Origin of the sequence: Acinetobacter sp. YH12098, from assembly GCF_013419235.1 — a bacterium.
GTDB classification, from domain to species: domain Bacteria; phylum Pseudomonadota; class Gammaproteobacteria; order Pseudomonadales; family Moraxellaceae; genus Acinetobacter; species Acinetobacter amyesii.
In genome coordinates this window covers 1-18,165 of sequence record NZ_VPAO01000022.1, presented here as the reverse complement: position 1 = coordinate 18,165, position 18,165 = coordinate 1, and the positions used below count along the sequence as shown (strand labels likewise).

16 protein-coding genes, 1 rRNA gene and 1 pseudogene are annotated in these 18,165 nt (G+C 39.1%); 10 read left to right on the top strand and 8 right to left on the bottom strand.

Features of this window, described 5'->3' with window-relative positions; genetic code table 11:
* Window positions 1-59 precede the first annotated feature (59 nt).
* Complete coding sequence (locus tag FTU38_RS08800; protein WP_078189504.1) at window positions 60-437, top strand: hypothetical protein; 378 nt, start codon at window positions 60-62, stop codon at window positions 435-437.
* 529 nt (window positions 438-966) lie between these two features.
* On the opposite strand, the gene FTU38_RS08795 is transcribed toward FTU38_RS08800, so the two are convergent.
* Together FTU38_RS08795 and tnpA are read right to left on the bottom strand one after the other, a co-directional pair.
* A complete protein-coding gene (locus FTU38_RS08795) occupies window positions 967-2,904 on the bottom strand; it encodes an ATP-binding cassette domain-containing protein (protein WP_180005500.1) in 1,938 nt (645 codons plus the stop codon).
* Between the two features lie 278 nt (window positions 2,905-3,182).
* Window positions 3,183-3,581 carry an IS200/IS605 family transposase gene (gene tnpA / locus FTU38_RS08790; RefSeq protein ID WP_152873595.1) on the bottom strand — a complete coding sequence of 133 codons (399 nt, stop codon included), beginning with the start codon at window positions 3,579-3,581 and terminating at the stop codon, window positions 3,183-3,185.
* A gap of 39 nt (window positions 3,582-3,620) precedes the next feature.
* Between tnpA and FTU38_RS08785 the strand changes: the two genes are divergently transcribed.
* From FTU38_RS08785 to erpA, 5 genes and pseudogenes are all read left to right on the top strand, one after another.
* Window positions 3,621-4,838, top strand: coding sequence for an RNA-guided endonuclease TnpB family protein (locus FTU38_RS08785; protein WP_180047579.1), 1,218 nt, complete (start codon window positions 3,621-3,623; stop codon window positions 4,836-4,838).
* Window positions 4,839-4,955: 117 nt separating this feature from the next.
* Window positions 4,956-5,753, top strand: a pseudogene (locus FTU38_RS08780) (putative solute-binding protein); the annotation flags it as partial.
* A gap of 257 nt (window positions 5,754-6,010) precedes the next feature.
* Window positions 6,011-7,021, top strand: coding sequence for a putative solute-binding protein (locus tag FTU38_RS08775; protein WP_180005536.1), 1,011 nt, complete (start codon window positions 6,011-6,013; stop codon window positions 7,019-7,021).
* A gap of 201 nt (window positions 7,022-7,222) precedes the next feature.
* Window positions 7,223-8,230, top strand: a complete 1,008-nt coding sequence (locus FTU38_RS08770) for a putative solute-binding protein (RefSeq protein WP_180005535.1) — start codon at window positions 7,223-7,225, stop codon at window positions 8,228-8,230.
* Between the two features lie 134 nt (window positions 8,231-8,364).
* Complete coding sequence (gene erpA / locus FTU38_RS08765; protein WP_078189499.1) at window positions 8,365-8,700, top strand: iron-sulfur cluster insertion protein ErpA; 336 nt, start codon at window positions 8,365-8,367, stop codon at window positions 8,698-8,700.
* A gap of 68 nt (window positions 8,701-8,768) precedes the next feature.
* Here erpA and FTU38_RS08760 read toward each other — a convergent pair whose 3' ends face one another.
* The 4 genes from FTU38_RS08760 to grpE form a co-directional block, all read right to left on the bottom strand.
* The gene (locus FTU38_RS08760) at window positions 8,769-9,146 is read right to left on the bottom strand and encodes a hypothetical protein (RefSeq protein ID WP_168379524.1); all 378 of its coding nucleotides are present in this window, start codon (window positions 9,144-9,146) and stop codon (window positions 8,769-8,771) included.
* A 120-nt stretch (window positions 9,147-9,266) separates the two neighbouring features.
* Window positions 9,267-10,178: a matrixin family metalloprotease gene (locus FTU38_RS08755; protein WP_180042176.1), complete on the bottom strand. Its 912-nt coding sequence runs from the start codon at window positions 10,176-10,178 to the stop codon at window positions 9,267-9,269.
* A gap of 214 nt (window positions 10,179-10,392) precedes the next feature.
* Window positions 10,393-12,333, bottom strand: coding sequence for a molecular chaperone DnaK (gene dnaK, locus FTU38_RS08750; protein ID WP_078194438.1), 1,941 nt, complete (start codon window positions 12,331-12,333; stop codon window positions 10,393-10,395).
* Between the two features lie 154 nt (window positions 12,334-12,487).
* Window positions 12,488-13,027, bottom strand: coding sequence for a nucleotide exchange factor GrpE (grpE, locus tag FTU38_RS08745; RefSeq protein ID WP_111885723.1), 540 nt, complete (start codon window positions 13,025-13,027; stop codon window positions 12,488-12,490).
* Window positions 13,028-13,965: 938 nt separating this feature from the next.
* Between grpE and FTU38_RS08740 the strand changes: the two genes are divergently transcribed.
* The gene (locus tag FTU38_RS08740) at window positions 13,966-14,193 is read left to right on the top strand and encodes a hypothetical protein (RefSeq protein WP_252725869.1); all 228 of its coding nucleotides are present in this window, start codon (window positions 13,966-13,968) and stop codon (window positions 14,191-14,193) included.
* Window positions 14,194-14,375: 182 nt separating this feature from the next.
* Here the strand turns inward: FTU38_RS08740 and FTU38_RS08735 are convergent, their stop codons facing one another.
* On the bottom strand, window positions 14,376-14,945 hold the full coding sequence (locus tag FTU38_RS08735; RefSeq protein WP_168379529.1) for a hypothetical protein: 570 nt from the start codon (window positions 14,943-14,945) through the stop codon (window positions 14,376-14,378).
* A 201-nt stretch (window positions 14,946-15,146) separates the two neighbouring features.
* On the opposite strand from FTU38_RS08735, the gene FTU38_RS08730 reads away from it, so the two are divergent.
* A complete protein-coding gene (locus tag FTU38_RS08730) occupies window positions 15,147-16,217 on the top strand; it encodes an alpha/beta hydrolase (RefSeq protein ID WP_180027164.1) in 1,071 nt (356 codons plus the stop codon).
* Between the two features lie 63 nt (window positions 16,218-16,280).
* On the opposite strand, the gene FTU38_RS08725 is transcribed toward FTU38_RS08730, so the two are convergent.
* The gene (locus FTU38_RS08725; RefSeq protein WP_180027167.1) at window positions 16,281-16,952 is read right to left on the bottom strand and encodes an acetoacetate decarboxylase family protein; all 672 of its coding nucleotides are present in this window, start codon (window positions 16,950-16,952) and stop codon (window positions 16,281-16,283) included.
* A 101-nt stretch (window positions 16,953-17,053) separates the two neighbouring features.
* Between FTU38_RS08725 and FTU38_RS08720 the strand changes: the two genes are divergently transcribed.
* Together FTU38_RS08720 and FTU38_RS08715 are read left to right on the top strand one after the other, a co-directional pair.
* Window positions 17,054-17,623, top strand: a complete 570-nt coding sequence (locus FTU38_RS08720; RefSeq protein ID WP_180005529.1) for a peptidylprolyl isomerase — start codon at window positions 17,054-17,056, stop codon at window positions 17,621-17,623.
* Between the two features lie 429 nt (window positions 17,624-18,052).
* Window positions 18,053-18,165, top strand: a 16S ribosomal RNA gene (locus tag FTU38_RS08715); the annotation flags it as partial.

Here is an 18,165-nt window from a genome sequence, read left to right as displayed (position 1 = left end):
ATTCTGATGCTAAGCTCAAATCTATTTGAACTTAGCAGCTAAAAATAAGAGGTCTATATATGATGGACAATCAACTTGAACACATTCGTGACATCTGGGTAAATGCATTTTTTACCGGAAATTATACTGTTTTAGCCGAATACGAAGATGAGCACTTTAAGGTGGTTTATGAGCAAGACGGGCGTGTCGAAAGTAATTATGTCCGCTATGAACGTATTGCACATGCAGTGAAAAATGGGGTTTGGAAACCACAAAAACCAGACGTAGAATTTGAAGAATATGAGTTTAATCGTGACCAAACGGAGTGCAAAATTTTAATTGGTTTAGCTGAAACACAGCAGCAAATACAGGAAATCTGGCATTTTGATCAGACCTGGAAAATACAAGAATTACGTTTTTTAAAGGCAAAAAAAGCCCATCCTTCTGCCTTATCTTAAACAATAAAAAGTTTAAATTGATGTCGTGAGTGGAGATAAAATGCATCCATCTTGCAAATGTGGATAAGTTTTGTGAATTTTCACATTTAATAGTGTTCAGCATCAAAGTCATTTATAATTGTGGATAATATCATTTAAAAATATTTATCCACAAAAAGGTGGTTCGATATTTTGAATTTAAAAAATAAAAATGAATTTAAAACCAAGATTTGAATTTAAAAATGGCTTTTGTGGATAACTGTGGCAATGAGTTTGATGTGAAGTGTATTTTTTGAATTCATTTATAAAAGTAGGATAAAAGCTATCGCTGAATTTTTAGATTCTTTCTGAATAGAAATGCCTTAACGATGCAATAACCAGTTGGATATGAACATTCGATTTTTTGAATATTTTTTAGATTTATAGTGTGATTATTATTGTGAAGTATAAATAAAAAATCGCCGTGGAACATTTAAATTTCACGGCGATTGATTTTTGAACTTAAGTTAGCTTTTCTTAATAATGCAAATCTAGGGTTTTGCTTTTTAAATTAAGCCTCAAAACTGCTTTCCATTTCTTCTAATTCCATCATTAATTCAAGCATTTGCTCTTCGACTGATTCGAGTTTGGCTTTTAACTCTGTTTGCTCATTCATCAGTTTGAGTAAGTCATCTTTACGACTGGCTTCATATAAAGCACTGTCTGCTAATAATTCCTCGATTTCGTTTAAGCGTGGCTGAATTTTGCTGATCTGCGCTTCATTTTTTTCAATGTTTTTACGAATCGGGCGGGTCAATTCACGTTGACGTGCAGCTTCTTTACGTTGCGCTTCTTTATCGACTTTGGAAATCGTTGGTTTAGTTTCAACTTGAGATTTGATGGGAGTCGGGGCTTGTTGACTATTTTTCATCATGTCGATCCGCGCTTGACGCAGCCAATCGGCATAAGCCACGAGGTCGCCATCAAATTCGCGACATTTCCCATGATGTACCAACAATAATTCGTCACAAACGCTGGCAATCAATTGACGTTCATGCGAAACCAAAACCACAGCGCCTTCAAAATCTTGTAATGCCATAGTTAGGGCATGACGCATATCGAGGTCTAAATGGTTGGTCGGTTCATCTAGAATTAAAACATTGGGGCGCTGCCAAACAATCAAAGCCAAAGCTAATCGTGCTCGTTCACCGCCTGAAAAGCCTTCACTTGGCGTATCCATGCGTTCGCCACTAAAACCAAAGCTGCCTAAGAATGAACGTAATGCCGCTTCACTGATTTTTTTGTCAGCGATTCGAGATAATTGCAACATTGGGCTGGCATTGCCATCTAGAGCATCCATTTGATGCTGTGCAAAATAGCCAATATTCAATAGTTCAGAGGCTTTGCGCATCCCTTGTAATAAGGGAAGGTCACCAACCAAGGATTTAATTAAGGTTGATTTACCCGCACCATTCATTCCCAGTAAACCAATGCGACTGTTTGGGGTAATCTGTAAATTTACATTGGTGGCAATCAGTTTGTCACCATAGCCAATATCGACATGTTCCATTTGTAACAGTGGTGAGCTCATTTTGGTTGGCTCACGGAAACTAAAGGTAAATGGCGTATCGACATGTGCGGCAGAAAGTTCTTGCATGCGTTCTAATTGCTTAATACGGCTTTGCGCCTGCTTAGCTTTAGTGGCTTTGGCTTTAAAACGGTCAATAAATTTTTGGAGATGCGCACGGGTTTCGAGTTGTTTTTCATAGGCTTGTTGCTGTTGTGCCAAGCGCTCAGAACGGGTGCGTTCAAAGGTCGAATAGTTGCCGGTGTAAAGCGTCAGCTCTTGATTTTCAATATGTAAAATATGATCAGTCACCGCATCTAAGAAATCACGGTCATGTGAAATTAAGATCAGTGTGCCTTCGTAAGCTTTTAACCAATCTTCTAACCACAAAATCGCATCTAAGTCTAAGTGGTTTGTTGGTTCATCGAGTAATAATAGGTCTGAACGGCTCATTAGGGTACGCGCAAGGTTTAAACGCATACGCCAACCACCAGAAAAGCTTGAAACATTGAGTTGGGACTGATGTTCAAAGAAACCTAGGCCAGCCATCAGTTGTGAGGCTTTGGATGGAGCTGTATAGCCATGGATTTCATCAAATCGGCCATATAAGTGTGCCAGCGCTTCATTGTCTAATTGTTCTGGATGTTCAAGTTTATGTTGTATATCCCAATATTCTTCATCGCCTGATAGAACGAAATCAATCGCTTTCATATCCAACGCTTTGATTTCTTGCGCCATATGCGCGACGGTCCATACTGCAGGACGTGTTAATGAACCACCATCAGATTCCATTCCACCTAAAAGCGCAGAAAAAAGAGTCGATTTACCCGCACCATTTACACCAGTTAAGCCGATTTTCCAGCCTGGATGCAATTGCATAGATGCTTTTTGAAATAAAACACGCCCACCGCGACGAATGGAAAGTTGGTCTAACTGAATCATGGAACTAACTAAACAAGAAGAATGTGGGGCTATTCTAATGGATGGCTTTGCAAAAGAAAAAACAAAGCATCGCAACCATCTGAAAAAATGTGACAGATTCCACGTATTTAGGTATATTGAACGGGCTTTAGTATTAAAAAAATATTTCAAGTTGTTGTTTTAAATGGATTAATAAAACATATTGGAAATATAAGAAATGAGAAAAGGAATTTTAACTAAATGTGCGGAATTCTCCATCTATAATCTGTGATTTAGATGGAGATGGATAGCACGCCTTTTCAGTCGGGTCTTTCTTGGTTTTGGATGTATTCTCGAATTACATCAATTGTCGCTCCACCTGTTGTAAGTAGACAGTATGCCCTCGTCCAAAGCACAGGTTTCCAATAATAAGGTTTTAGTTCTTCACCGAACTCCTTGCGTATCAGTCTGCTTGATACAGTTTTTAGATTATTGATGAATTTACTTGGCATGATATTCGGGTGCATATCTAACAATAAGTGAATATGATCAGCTTCACCATTGAACTCAATCAAGTCAATCTCCCAATCAGCACAGTTCTTTTTTACAATTTCTTCAAGCCGATTGATCATCTCATTTGAAAGGCATTTCTTGCGATATTTTGTTACCAACACTAAATGATATGTAAGTTTATAAACACAGTGATAATGTGACTTCATTACATTTACACTAAGCAATTAATTTGCTAAATTATAACCATGAAACAACCTTTTTTGAAAGCGTATAAATATCGCATCTATCCTACTTCTGAGCAGAAAGTGCAATTTGAAAAGCACTTCGGATGCACTCGCTTTATTTTCAATTGGGCTTTAGCACTTCAAACTAAAGCTCATTCTGAAACTCAAAAATTATTATCAAAAAAGGATATTCAAGACCAATTAGTTGCCATGAAAAAACAACCTGAATTCGAATGGTTGAACGAGGTGAATAGTCAATCACTTCTTAGTGGGTTACTTCACCTACACACTGCTTACAACAACTTTTTTCAGCGATTAAAGAAAGGCAAGGTTGAATTCAGAAAGATCAAAGGATATAAACCAAATCCTGATGAAAAACGCCCATTAAGTCATCTTGTCGGCTACCCACGGTTCAAATCCAAGAAAATACCGCAACGGTCTTATCAATGCCCTCAGCACGCAACAGTGAGCTTTGAGAACGGATTACTTCATCTACCTAAAATTAAAGGGATAAAAACTGTATTTAGTCGGGTATTTAATGGGAAAATCAAAACTGTCACCATTAGCAAAACAGCGACAGGTAAGTATTATGCTTCGATTTTGGTCGAGTCAGAGTTAGAACTTGTTGCATCAACAACAATTCAAGCTGATCAAACCATCGGAATTGATATGGGTTTGAATCACATGCTCATTCAATCCGATGGTAATAAGGTTGAAAATCCAAAATACTTGCGACAGGCTCAAAACCGACTATCCATACAGCAGAAGATATTTGCTCGAAAGAAGAAAGAATCAAAGAATTATCAACGTCAAAAATTAAGTGTTGCATTCATCCATGAAAAAGTGCGCCTGCAACGCTTAGACCTACATCACAAACTCACGCATTACTTGATCTGTGAAAACCAAGCGACCACGTATGCTGTAGAAGATTTAGGGATAAAAAATATGGTAAGAAATCGAAAACTAGCCAAGTCCATTTCGGATGTGGCTTGGGGTCAATTTCTTACGATATTGCAATACAAGGCAAAATGGTTCGGTAAGAATGTGCTACAAATTGGAAGATTCGTTCCAAGTTCTAAAGCATGTTCATGTTGTGGTTATACTATGACAAAATTGCCACTAAGCATAAGAGAATGGCAATGTCCTGACTGTGAAACAGTGCATGATCGTGATTTGAATGCAAGCTTGAATATACGCAATTTCGCTTTAGCTGATGCACTAGGACATAGTGCTGTATAAAGAGTTCCTGTACCGCCATACTGTCAGCGCAGTGCGGTATCGAAAGGTGCAATCTCTAAGATTGCATGGGTCGCAAAGATTCCCCCACCATAGCTCTTAGCTTGGTGGTGGGAGTATGTCAAAGAAGGGAAATGTGACGCATTTTATATGACCTCGATGCGGGCACGTGCATATAACAAATTTGCTGGTTCGATTGATGCCATTGGCGGTGTACCGAACAATACCATCGCGCAAAAAGCCATCACCTATGTCTTAGATAAGCGGAACAGTAAACGACTGATTACCAATCTAGGCAAAGACAGCTATGAAGTGGCGGGGATCGGGCAAATTGGTTCAGCCTATATTTTTGTCCGTGATCGCAATATCAATAATTTAGAAAAAGCTGAAGGTAAAAAATTTGCCATTTTGCATTATGACTATGCGCAAAAAGTGATGGTTGACCGTGTCGGCGCTGTACCAGTCATGTCGGAAATTTCCAATTTTATTCGCAAGTTTAATCAGGCTGAAGTTGAAATTGTGGCTGCGCCGGCTTATGCCTTTAAGCCACTCGAAATTTCAAAAGGCTTAGGCACTACTGGGGCGATGGTTAATTTTCCTGTGGTGATTGTCACGGCAGACCTGATTATTCGTAATAATAAATTCCCAGAAGGTTTTGCAGAGCCTTCTCGGCAATGGTTCGTTAAGCAATTATCAAAAAGTTTTGCCATGGTAAAACGCATGGAAGCTGAAATTCCTGCCAAATATAAGATGAATCTCAGCAAAGATGATCAGTTGAAATATCAGAAAATATTGCGTGAAGGACGGATGGATTTAACCAAACAGGGGATCTATGACTCCACTATGATGACGGTACTGAAAAAAGCCTGTTGTACGATTGAGCGAACCAATTTCGAGTGTTCAGTGGCGGGTGAATAAGCTTTTTTCTGTATTTCTTTGTAAATTTTGATGCAAACGCTGTAAATGTAAAAAGCCATTTTTGCAAATCTAAGATGATGATTATATTTATAATTTCACTTTGAATAAAAAGTGATATGCATCACAGAAAAACAGAATATGCCAAAATGACATAAATAAATGGAGTAAATGCTCTATTTTTTTTAAATTAACTTGCTTAATATCGGCGTTGTGTAAGGACACCTCTGAACCATAAAAAGATTTGAAAGGAAAATAGAATGAAAAAAACGCTCCTATCATTGGCTACATTTGCTGCAATTGGCTTTGCTGGTTCAGCTCAGGCAGCAAAAGTAGATATCTGTGTATTTGACTTACTGGGTAAGTCAGGTGAGTCATACCAAATGGCTCAGGAATGGGCGCTTGCAGCAAAAGGCTGGGGTGCTGAAATTAACTTAATTCCGCGTCAAGATGAAGCAGTAGCCGACAATGATTTTAAAGCGGGTAAATGTGATGGCGTATTTATGACGGCAATGCGTGCTCGTCAATACAATAAATTTGCAGGTTCGATTGATGCGCTTGGTGGCGCACCGAGCAATGCAATTGCGCAACGTGCGATTACCTTTGCATTAGACCAACGTAATGCTGCAAAAATGGTCAGCAACCTAGGTGGTAAGAAATACGAAGTGGCGGGTATTGCTCCACTGGGTTCAGCATTCATCTTTGTCAAAGACAAAAAAATTGACTCAATTGAAAAAGCAGCAGGTAAAAAGTTTGCAGTATTAGGCTATGACGAAGCACAAAAAATTATGGTGCAACGTGTCGGCGCTCAAGCTGTGGTTTCAGATGTATCTAACTTTGTGGCGAAGTTTAATAATGGTCAGGTCGATATGGTGGGTGCGCCTGCGTATGCCTACAAACCATTAGAGATTTATAAGGGTTTAGGTACCAATGGTGCGATGTTTAACTTCCCAGTTTTACAAGTGACCGCGGACTTTATTATTCGTCCTGATCAGTTCCCAGCAGGCTTTGGTCAAAAATCTCGTGATTGGTTTGTGAAACATTTACCGAAGAGTATTGCGATGATTAACCGTTTAGAGGCGGGTATTCCTGCGAAATATAAACTTAACTTAAGTGCAGAAGATAAAACCAAATATCAAAAATTATTGCGTGAAGGTCGTATGGATATGACGAAACGTGGCATTTATGATGCGGGCATGATGTCAGTATTGAAAAAGGCACGTTGTTCTGTCGATAAAGCCAATTTTGAATGTTCACTTAGCGGCGAATAAACTGATATTTAAAGAAAAAAGCCTGGATTTATCCGGGCTTTTTTTCGCAAATGCACAGGTCATTTTCGCCATTGAGTCAGCAAAATATTCAGGTAATCTAAATTGAAATCGAGGGCTGTGAGTATATTTAATCATACTCCGCATGACCCAAAAATCAAAAAATGGTTAAAACAAAAACAGTAAAAAACAAGGAAAGTCAGTATGAAACAATGGACAAAGGCATTGAGTATTGCTGCTGCGTTAATGGCGGTGAATGGCGTAGCTCAAGCAAAGCAAGTGGTGTGTGTATTTGATTTGGTTGGTAAAAATGGTGATGTTTTTACCCTGATGAGAGATTACCAATTGGCGGCAAAAAACTGGGGCGCAGACATTGAGCTCCGCGTCAGTCAAAATGAAGCGGTGATTGCGGAAGATTTTAAAGCCGGTAAATGTGATGGGATCAGTGTCACAGGTATGCGTGGTCGTCAATTTAATAATTTTACCGGTTCTTTAGATGCGATTGGTGCAATTCCAGATTTGAAACTTGCGGTTAAAGTGATGCAAGGCCTTGCGAGTCCAACGTTTGCAAAGAGCATGGTCAATAGTAAATATGAAGTGGTAGGTGTGATTCCTGTAGGTGATGCCTACCTGTTGGTGAATGACCGTAGTATCAATACTGTCGCTAAAGCAGCAGGTAAAAAAATTGCGGTGCTTGATTATGATGAAGCGCAGAAAATTATGGTGCAACAGGTGGGGGCTCAAGCGGTCAGTGCTGACGTGACCAATTTTGGCTCTAAATTTAACAATGGTCAGGTGGATATTATTGGTGCACCTGCAGCGGTGTTTAAACCCTTGGAGTTACATAAAGGTTTAGGTAGTAAAGGTGCAATTGTTAATTATCCAATTTTACAAGTGACGGGTAATATCATTATTCGCCCAGATAAATTCCCAGCGGGATATGGGCAAAAATCACGTGATTGGGTCAAAACACAATTACCTCGTGCATTCACGATATTAGGCAAAATGAAGTCAGAAATCCCAGCTAAATATTGGATGGATGTTCCAACGGCAGACAAAGCTGGCTATCAAAAAATGATGCGTGAAGCGCGTATTGATTTGACTAAACGTGATATCTACGACAAGCGAATGATGAAATTATTATGGCAATTCCGCTGTAAACAAGACCCGAAAAACTTCGAATGTGCATTACAGGACGAAAACTATAAATAAGTTTTAAATGAATCTTGAGAAAAATACTCTGATTTAACTTTAAACTGTGAAGACTGACCATATATTGAGTATGTTATACTTGAAACATGGTCTTTTCTTTTTAAAGACACCCCAATGACTCAGAGGAATCCATCATGAATGCTCAAGCACTTGTGCTGACTGACAATGCTGCCAATAAAGTACGCCAATTGCGTGACAGTGAAGGTAATCAAGACCTCATGTTACGTGTATATGTGACTGGTGGTGGTTGTTCAGGTTTCTCATATGGATTTAATTTTGCAGAAAGCCAAAACGAAGATGATGCTGAATTTATCAATGAAGACGTGAAAATGTTGGTGGATTCACTTAGTTATCAATATTTAGTTGGTTCAACAGTCGACTATATTGAAGGTTTAGAGGGTTCTCGTTTTGTGGTACAAAACCCGAATGCGACAACCACGTGTGGATGTGGATCTTCATTCTCGATCTAATCACGATGATGAATTGAGCCATAAAAAAGCCCTCATTTTGAGGGCTTTTTTAATGTTTAAAATCGATATTAGGCTTCAAATTTAAGCGCTTCTAACAGATCTAAAATCACTGTAGTTACGTCTTGACTCAATTGATAATTATTAAAAATTTCATAAGCTGTAATGGTGACATCGGTATCACTCGGAAGCAGGCGTTGCTCTTCTTCGATGAGGTCACGGATCGGCAAAAGGGTTTGTTTGACTTGTAAATGCAAGACATCTTTAAACTCAAGATTTTCGTCTTCGAGTTCAATGAGTTGCTCATTAAAAAATGGTAAAAGTACCGCATGGAGATAAGGTTGAATTTCGGTAATATCAAAAAGCTCAATATCACGGGTTTGTTCAATCGTGCTGATGTGGTCATTCACTTCAATTAAGATATGGTAGTAACTCACATTGCTCTCCACGGAAGATGTCATTGATATAAGGGAATTATTGCAGATCAACAATAACATGAAATGCTGATTTTTGTTGGTGAATCCTGCAATATCCTTATAAATTGTATGGTTTTTTATGCTCAGGGCACACTAGCGATAATACAGTAAGCTTTGGTCTGCTGGCATTAGTTTAAAGTTTTCTAATTGTTGCGCGCCCAAGATTGGGTACATTAATGCAGTAGGGTCATTATGGTGAGATAAGCCGAGAGCATGTCCGAGTTCATGGGCAAGGGTGAGGCGTAAATCATCTTCGGCATCAAATTGATAAATCTGAATCTGATCCTCCATAAAGACACCTTTATGAAACTCTCGTGCAGGAAAGCGCTGACTGGCTTGTATCACGCCTGCATTATATTGATCGATTTGCTGGTTATAGCTTGAGACTTGTTGGTTAAATTGATCATTTTGCTGATTAAATCGATCTATTTCTTGGTCTAATTGCATCGCTTGTGCTTTAACTTGCTCAAGTTCTCTTTCAACGCGTTGCATATTGGGGCCTTGTGTATGCTCTATTCGGCTCCAATTCATACGTTCTTGCGACAGCTGTGCGATTTCCGCACGAATCATGGCTTGTTTTGATCGGAGCTGTTGCTCATTCATCTCCAGACCTTTTCTCGAATTTGCTAAGTTCTCGGCATATAAATCATTACGGGCTTTATCTGCGGCTAAGGTATTTTGGACTTGCTTATAGGCATTGTATTGTTCTTGACGATCATCATAAATTAGATGGATTGCCAGTTGTGCATTTGGGTCATAGATAAATAATGGTTTGAGTGTTCCTTTATGCCATATCTCTGCGGCTTCTTCGCTAAGTTGAATGACTTGTTGTTGGCTTAATCCAAAACGCGGATCGACATCAGCAACCCGATAACGCAGTCGGGTATCGAGAGGGTGTAAAAGTCGATCTGAAATTGAATTAAATTTCAGTTGAGGATGCTGCTTGGTTTGAAAGATCCACCAAGTACTCAAAACGATGACAACAATAATTAAAATCAAACGCATAGCGTCGCAAAACTTGATTATTTTACATTAATTTAACCGAAATTTAGCGCTATGCAAATCTAAGTTTAGACAGATTGGCAGTCGAGAAGAATGTGGCTGTTTGAGCTTAAGCGTGTTATTTGAATATTGCCTGATGCAGATAAAATCATCCACAAAAAAACCGCGCTTTCGCGCGGTCTTTTTGAGCTTTGAAAAACTCGGTTAAAGCGACAAATTATTTTTTGTCATCTTTAACTTCAGTGAACTCAGCATCTACAACGCCGTCATCTGCTTTTTGAGCTTGACCTTCAGCGCCTTGGAAAGCGTTAGGATCAAAACCTTCAGCACCGCCTTGACCTTGTGCAGCTTCATAAGCACGTTGAGTGATCGGCATAATGATGTTTTGAAGTGCTTCAGTTTTCGCTTTGATTGCATCTACATCGTTTTCTTTAGTCGCTGCTTCGAGCTCAGCTACAGCAGCATCGATTGCAGATTTCTCATCAGCAGTTACCTGTTCACCAAGATCTTTTACTGCTTTTTGAGCAGAAGAAACAAGTGCATCAGCTTCGTTACGTGCTTTCGCTAATTCTTCAAATTTACGATCTTCTTCAGCATTCGCTTCAGCATCTTTGATCATCGCTTCAATTTCAGCATCGCTCAAACCAGAGTTAGCTTTAATTTGAATGGATTGCTCTTTACCTGTGCTCTTGTCTTTCGCAGATACTTTCAAGATACCATCAGCGTTGATGTCAAATGATACTTCAATTTGTGGCACACCACGTGGAGCAGGTGGGATATCGCCTAATTGGAAGTTACCTAACAATTTGTTTTGTTGAGCCATTTTACGTTCACCTTGGTAAACTGAAATGTCTACAGCAGGTTGGTTGTCAGCAGCAGTTGAGAACACTTGAGATTTCTTCGCAGGAATCGTGGTGTTTTTCTCGATGATTGCTGTTAACACGCCACCCATTGTTTCGATACCAAGAGTCAATGGAGTTACGTCAAGAAGAAGTACGTCAGTTTTATCACCTGAAAGTACTGCACCTTGAATCGCAGCACCCATCGCTACAGCTTCATCTGGGTTCACGTCTTTACGTGGCTCACGGCCGAAGAACTCTTGTACTTTTTGTTGTACAAGTGGCATACGAGACTGACCACCCACCAAGATTACGTCAGAGATGTCAGAGGTTGAAAGACCTGCATCTTTAAGTGCAATCTTACATGGTTCAATTGTACGAGCAACCAATTCAGCAACTAAACCTTCAAGTTTAGAGCGAGTCACGTTGATCACTAAGTGTTTAGGACCAGTCGCATCTGCTGTGATGTATGGAAGGTTGATTTCTGTTGCATTCGAAGAAGAAAGCTCGATTTTTGCTTTTTCAGCAGCTTCTTTTAAACGTTGAAGTGCAAGCGGATCTTGTTTCAAGTTTACGCTTTGTTCTTTCTTGAACTCTTCAACCAAGTATTCAATTAATGCATTATCGAAGTCTTCACCACCAAGGAATGTATCACCGTTTGTAGACAACACTTCGATTTGTTGGTCGCCATCAAGGTCAGCGATTTCAATGATTGATACGTCGAAAGTACCACCACCTAAATCGTAAACCGCAACTTTACGGTCGCCTTCTTTTTTGTCCATACCGAACGCAAGTGCAGCAGCTGTTGGTTCGTTGATGATACGTTTAACATCTAAACCAGCAATTTTACCTGCATCTTTAGTCGCTTGACGTTGAGCATCGTTAAAGTACGCAGGAACAGTAATTACCGCTTCAGTTACTGTTTCACCAAGGTAGTCTTCAGCTGTTTTTTTCATCTTTTTCAAGATTTCAGCAGAGATTTGTTGTGGTGCAAGTTTCTTGTCGTTTACGTCAACCCAAGCATCGCCATTGTCAGCTTTGATGATTTTGTAAGGTACAAGGCCGATATCTTTTTGCACAGCTTGGTCTTGGTACTTACGACCGATCAAACGTTTGATTGCAAATAATGTGTTTTTAGGGTTAGTCACTGCTTGACGCTTAGCAGATTGACCGACAAGGATCTCGCCATCTTTATACGCAATAATAGATGGGGTTGTACGAGCGCCTTCAGCGTTGTCGATTACTTTTACTTTGTCGCCTTCAAGTACTGCTACGCAAGAGTTTGTAGTACCTAAGTCAATACCAATGATTTTCGCCATTTGGATGTTTCCTCTAAAATTCTTTTATTCCCAAACTCTTCCCTTTCTCAAAGGGAAATAAAAAGGGATTTACTTGTTATCCGATATGAGAGCCAATCAAAAAATTTCAAGTAATATTGGTTAAAATTTTTAATTCGTCTCAGAAAATTTGGGTTTATGCACCAACCATAACCATAGCTGGACGTAATAGACGACCGTTTAAGCTATAGCCTTTTTGCAATACTGTCCCAATTTCATTCGATTTGGCATTTGGATCGATGCCCACAGCTTGGTGAAGATCTGCATTGAAACCATTTGCAGTATCCACAGCAACCACACCAAATTTTTCTAAAGTGCTGAGCAATGATTTCAGTGTAAGTTCTACACCTTCAGATAAACCTGATTTTTCATCACCTGCCGCAGCAATCGCGCGTTCAAGGTTATCAACTGACTCAAGCAATTGTTTTGCAAATTTTTCCAGCACAGTATCTTTATGCTTTTCAGATTCGCGTTGAATGCGTTCTACACTTTTTTGCGCTTCATATACGGCATTTGCAGTACGTGCTTTTTCAAGTTTTAAGCTTTCTTCTAAATTGGTGATTTGTGCTTGTAAATCTTCAACTGAAACTTCAGCTTGCTCGTTTTCAGCTTGAGTTTGCTGTTCTGCTTGCTCTTGTTGAAGATCTTGAGCGTCTTGGTTTTGCTCAGTCGCCATTGATTTACTCCGTTTAAATGGGTTCTTAAACATGTTCAGTCCTTATAGCTGTGCGTTCAAACGACATCGATGCGTAACTGCCATGCGTTTTGAATTCATGATTAATAAAAGAAATCGGGGCAGGGGATAAAAATTCAAGCGAAGTCAGCGATTAAATGCAGTTTTTTATTCAAATAAATGGTTTTTCAGCAAAATATCGACTGCAAAATTAAATTCTATGAAAATATAAATTATTGATTTGAATGTATAATCATATTTTGATCGGATTTATAGATTTTCATCATAAATTTTAACGGTTTCTCTTTGTGCCTGAAAATTTGCATAATTTATCTATCGGAAGTGACCATATCCACTGGAGAGAGGGATATGGTGACTACCTCTAGATTTTAGAAACACTTTTCCATGCTGATTTCCCAAGAATCAGCATTTTTTTTGCCTCAAAAAATAGTGGTTAATATTTATACATAAAAACTCTTAGTATCAGTTTTATTAAATATTTCACAAAAAATGATCAGCACAGTATTCTTTGTTTCAGATTCTATCGCTGTAGTTTCTTAATTTATTTCAAATGTGTTTTTCATGGCCTGCTTCTCTCATAAGCAGGCTTTTTTTTGCATGAAATTTATAAAAACAGCCACTTAAGTAACTGAGTTGCAAGTTTTGTTGAACTTTGTTGTATTCAAAAGCTGTGATCACGCTTTATTCAAAAATCATTTATATTTATTTTTTTAATAAAAAACAAAGCACTTGAGTTAAAAAAATGATGTAAAGCCTCAATATAAAAGAAAACTGCCTGATTAATAAAACATTTCATAAGCTGTACCGTGCCTCGTACAAAGTACAACTCAGAAGGTGGGAACTTCACAGAATTATTTTCCATTATGACTCGGGCAAAGTTGAGCTTTGCTTTTAATGATTCAATGAAGGAAATAATGAAGATGAAAAAAATTGGTTTATTCGCTGTCGCAGTTTTAGGTTTTGGTTTAGCTGCGGTAGGTTGTACTTCTCAAGAAACTGTAGAATCTCCAGAAACCGCACAAGTAACGTCTGCAACTGAAGCATCTGTAACGACAGAGCAATCGGGTGCTGTGGTTCAAGCAGATCCATCAGCTCAAGGTGCTGAAGTTCAATCTGCGCCTGCACCACAACCTACAATTCAGCAATAAGATTGTTTAATGCTCTCTGACCTGTAACAACAGGCAGTCAAGAATAGACAGAAGATAGGATGCCTCTTCTGTCTATTTTCTTTTCTATTGCTTTTTTTTATCTTTTCTATTTTTAGTGAACGAAAAAAAAGCCCATCATGTAGATGAGCTTTTTACTTTTAACCGATCTGCAAAAACAACAATTAACGGCGATTTTCCCACGCGCGACGACGTTCTTCAGCCGCTTTACGTTGTTGATCTGATGCCTTTCTTAAATCTTGAATATTTTTTTTGCGCTCTTGCTCAATTTGTTTTCTACGATCTTGACTGGCTTTACGGCGCTGTTCTTCTAAGCGCTGACGCTCTTTGCTGACTTTTTGACGATCTTGTTCAGCACGTTTACGACGTTCAGCTTCAGAGTATTTACGCTGTTGTTCTAGACGTTGACGTTCGAGTTCGTTTTTACGACGATCCCACTCTTGTTGATTTTTACGATTCTGTTCCCAGTTACGCTGGTCAAGTTGCTGCTTTCTACGTTCGAGCTCTAAACGATTACGTTGTTGTTGCTGACGTTCCCATGTACGGCGGTCTTGTTCATAACGACTGTCGTAACGGCGATCATAACGATTATCATAGCGTCGATCATTATTATCATAACGGCGGTCATAACGTTGATCATAACGTCCATCGTAGTAACCATCTTCAGGGAATGCTACGCAGCCTACAGCCAAAAAAGCAGTCGCAAAAGACAGAAGGATGATCTTTTTAGCCATGGTGAGTATCCTTTATCGAGAATGGGTTAGCATAATCAACCCATAAAACTTGGGTAAATTGTCAATGACAACTCTATAAAAGAAGATTAGCTTAACTAGGTCTGTACTATGTATGTCGATGTTGAGACTTATATGTGAATATGGTCACATTTGACCTAGATCATGTAGAAAGTATGAAGAGCATAATTCGAAGGATAGAGCATGTTTGCATTGAATGAATCACTTAAAAATATGAAAGATAAAGGCCAAGGTACGGCTGCTCGGTTACTTGATCGTCTTCCTAACTTTGCCAAAGAAAGCCTCGCAAAACGTCTCGATTATCCGTTTATTTTTCCAGAATTAGATCCGCTGGTGAAATGCATGATGGCGGCTCAACTCAAGCAAGGTAAGTCAGGCTTTGTGACCGAAGACTATGTGAAGTCTCGTAAATTATTTGATTTACAGATGGAGTCGATCAAGACCAAGCCGACCTTTGTGAAACAAGTGCAAGATATACGTCTACCTTTACAAAGTGCAACGCTGTTTGCGCGTCATTATCATCCTGCTCCAAATAAAAAATTACCGATGATCGTGTTTTATCATGGTGGTGGTTTTGTGGTGGGTGGTTTAGACACGCATGATGAAGTTTGTCGTTTATTGGCTGTGCATGCCAAAACACAAGTTTTAAGTATTGATTATCCTTTAACACCAGAAGCCAGCCCAGCTCAATTAATGCAAAGTTGTGAAGATGCATTGGCTTGGACTTATCAAAATAGTCGTCAGTTTAAAATTCTAAAAAATCGAATTGCGGTGGCAGGGGATAGTGCAGGCGGCAATATTGCTACTGCGGTTGCACAGCGCAGTGCTCAAAAAGTTTTTGCCCCGCAAGCTCAACTATTAATTTACCCAGTAGTGGATTTCAAGAGTCGCCACCCATCTTTCTATGCTTATAAAGATGGTCTAGTTCTGACTGAAAAAGATATTGATGTCGTAACGGCTTTATATGCAGAACAACATGCAGTGGCCTTAGATGATCCATTAATTTCACCAACCTATGGAAAATTGGCAGGTATCGCACCCGCGTATATCGTGACAGCAGGGCATGACGTTTTACATGACGAAGGTGAAATTTATTCGCATAAACTCCGTCAGCAAGGGGTGAAAGTGTTTTATCAAGAATATACCGATCAAACCCATGGCTTTATTAACTTAACCCCGGTTTCGCACCGAGCTAAAAAATACGTGATCGAGATCAGTACGAAGTTCCGTAAATTTTGGGATAAACGTAGCTAATCATTCCTTTATATAAAGTAAACCCAGTGTTTCACGTGAAACACTGGGTTTTTATTTATTGGGTTATTTATCTTGGATTTTTGCAGCAGGAAAAACGAGGCTAAATTCTGGGATATAAAAGCTTTGCAATAATCGTGCTTCAGAAAAATTTGGAAAAATGTCCTGTGTGTTGTGCCATTCTACCTGTTTCAGTTTAGAGAGCCGTCCACGAAACTTCGGTGAAAATTGATAACGCTTACCTTCCCACGCTTGTCTGATTTGCAACATCGCTGCAGGGATATGATGACTATTAATATAGAAAGAACGCTGTGAACGTGATTTTTTTAAACGGATCTGCATTTTGTGTTGTTCAACTTCTATAGTACAGACCACTTCATTGTCATGTTGTTGCCATTCAAACTTTGCCAACTCTTTAGGAATACCCCAGAGTTTTTGACCATGAATGACAGAGATATCTGTCGAAACATAAATCTTAGGAATCGAACTTAACCTTTTCTTACTCCATAAAGGGTGATCTAAAATTAGCAATTCGTCATAAGGGCCCACAGGTGAATCATGGTATCGGACCAATAACACCTGAACCACACGACCTAAAGGCGATGTCGCTAAACGGAACATCTGCGCTTGTTGGATAAAACTCGGAGAGATCCAATAATTCAAAATAAAAGCATCGCCACGCAGTTGCCAAGGCGGTAAATGTGTCAATGCAGTGTCCGACGGTATTATTTGCGTCATCATTGTTCTCGTTTTAATAATGGCAGAATAATTACTTTTTAATCATCAAAGACTAATATACAGTCAATAACAAGTACGAGATCAACCAGAAGAGTTAACAAATGTTAAAACAGATTTTATTTACCGCAGCACTTGGCTGTGTGAGCTTAAGCAGTTTTGCTGCCAATACTATTGTCGAAATGAAAACCTCTCAAGGCAATATTGAAATTGAGCTATTCAATGACAAGGCACCTATCTCAGCTAAAAACTTTGAAAGCTATGCAAAAGAAAAATTTTATAACGGCACGATCTTTCATCGCGTGATTCCTGGATTTATGGTTCAGGGTGGGGGCATGGATGTCAAAATGCAGGAGAAGCCAACAAAAGCGGCTATTAAGAATGAATCAAGTAATGGCTTGAGCAATAAGCGCGGCACATTGGCAATGGCACGGATGAATCATCCTGATTCAGCAAGTAGTCAGTTCTTTATTAATGTTGCAGACAATGACTTTCTCAATAAAAGTGCAATGAATGCGGGATATGCTGTTTTTGGTAAGGTCACTAAAGGTATGGATATCGTCGATAAAATCGTAAAAGTTCCAACTGCGAACTATGGAATGCATCAGAATGTCCCTGTAAACCCAGTAGTTATACAGAGTGTGGTGATTAAAGCAGCACCTGTAAAAAACTAAGCACACAAAATAGGAAAAATATTTTACATGATATTTGTAATAAATATCATGTATTTATGTGAGTAAAGTGTGTTTTTTGAACCATAATGGTGCATAAAAATAAAACACTCGTGTTCTTTGTGAGTGAAAAGCACTTGCACGTGTAAGAAATTGCCCTATAATGAGCACCATACCGACGAGATAGACGGAAACGAACGAAACGCGAAGCGTTGAGTTGTTGAGTTTATCGAAGTCCAGCTTCTAGCATTGACGAGATGTTAGAAAGATCATTAAGAGATTATGAAGAACAACTTGTGTGGATTTTTACTGGTTGATCAATCGAAAATATTTCATTGATTGATGGTAGGAATTACTCGAAGTTTATTTGAGCAAATTTTTGTCAGTAATTGATGAGCCAAGATTGGTACCCTTTAAGGTACTATTGATTTTAAACTGAAGAGTTTGATCATGGCTCAGATTGAACGCTGGCGGCAGGCTTAACACATGCAAGTCGAGCGGGAATAGGTAGCTTGCTACCGATTTCTAGCGGCGGACGGGTGAGT

What these genes read in the sequence shown, in the direction of transcription:
- FTU38_RS08800 (WP_078189504.1), top strand. Translation starts at nt 60, where the DNA reads ATGATGGACAATCAACTTGAACACATTCGTGACATCTGGGTAAATGCA.
- FTU38_RS08795 (WP_180005500.1), bottom strand. Translation starts at nt 2,904, where the DNA reads ATGATTCAGTTAGACCAACTTTCCATTCGTCGCGGTGGGCGTGTTTTA.
- tnpA (WP_152873595.1), bottom strand. Translation starts at nt 3,581, where the DNA reads ATGAAGTCACATTATCACTGTGTTTATAAACTTACATATCATTTAGTG.
- FTU38_RS08785 (WP_180047579.1), top strand. Translation starts at nt 3,621, where the DNA reads ATGAAACAACCTTTTTTGAAAGCGTATAAATATCGCATCTATCCTACT.
- FTU38_RS08775 (WP_180005536.1), top strand. Translation starts at nt 6,011, where the DNA reads ATGAAAAAAACGCTCCTATCATTGGCTACATTTGCTGCAATTGGCTTT.
- FTU38_RS08770 (WP_180005535.1), top strand. Translation starts at nt 7,223, where the DNA reads ATGAAACAATGGACAAAGGCATTGAGTATTGCTGCTGCGTTAATGGCG.
- erpA (WP_078189499.1), top strand. Translation starts at nt 8,365, where the DNA reads ATGAATGCTCAAGCACTTGTGCTGACTGACAATGCTGCCAATAAAGTA.
- FTU38_RS08755 (WP_180042176.1), bottom strand. Translation starts at nt 10,178, where the DNA reads ATGCGTTTGATTTTAATTATTGTTGTCATCGTTTTGAGTACTTGGTGG.
- dnaK (WP_078194438.1), bottom strand. Translation starts at nt 12,333, where the DNA reads ATGGCGAAAATCATTGGTATTGACTTAGGTACTACAAACTCTTGCGTA.
- grpE (WP_111885723.1), bottom strand. Translation starts at nt 13,027, where the DNA reads ATGGCGACTGAGCAAAACCAAGACGCTCAAGATCTTCAACAAGAGCAA.
- FTU38_RS08740 (WP_252725869.1), top strand. Translation starts at nt 13,966, where the DNA reads ATGAAAAAAATTGGTTTATTCGCTGTCGCAGTTTTAGGTTTTGGTTTA.
- FTU38_RS08735 (WP_168379529.1), bottom strand. Translation starts at nt 14,945, where the DNA reads ATGGCTAAAAAGATCATCCTTCTGTCTTTTGCGACTGCTTTTTTGGCT.
- FTU38_RS08730 (WP_180027164.1), top strand. Translation starts at nt 15,147, where the DNA reads ATGTTTGCATTGAATGAATCACTTAAAAATATGAAAGATAAAGGCCAA.
- FTU38_RS08725 (WP_180027167.1), bottom strand. Translation starts at nt 16,952, where the DNA reads ATGACGCAAATAATACCGTCGGACACTGCATTGACACATTTACCGCCT.
- FTU38_RS08720 (WP_180005529.1), top strand. Translation starts at nt 17,054, where the DNA reads ATGTTAAAACAGATTTTATTTACCGCAGCACTTGGCTGTGTGAGCTTA.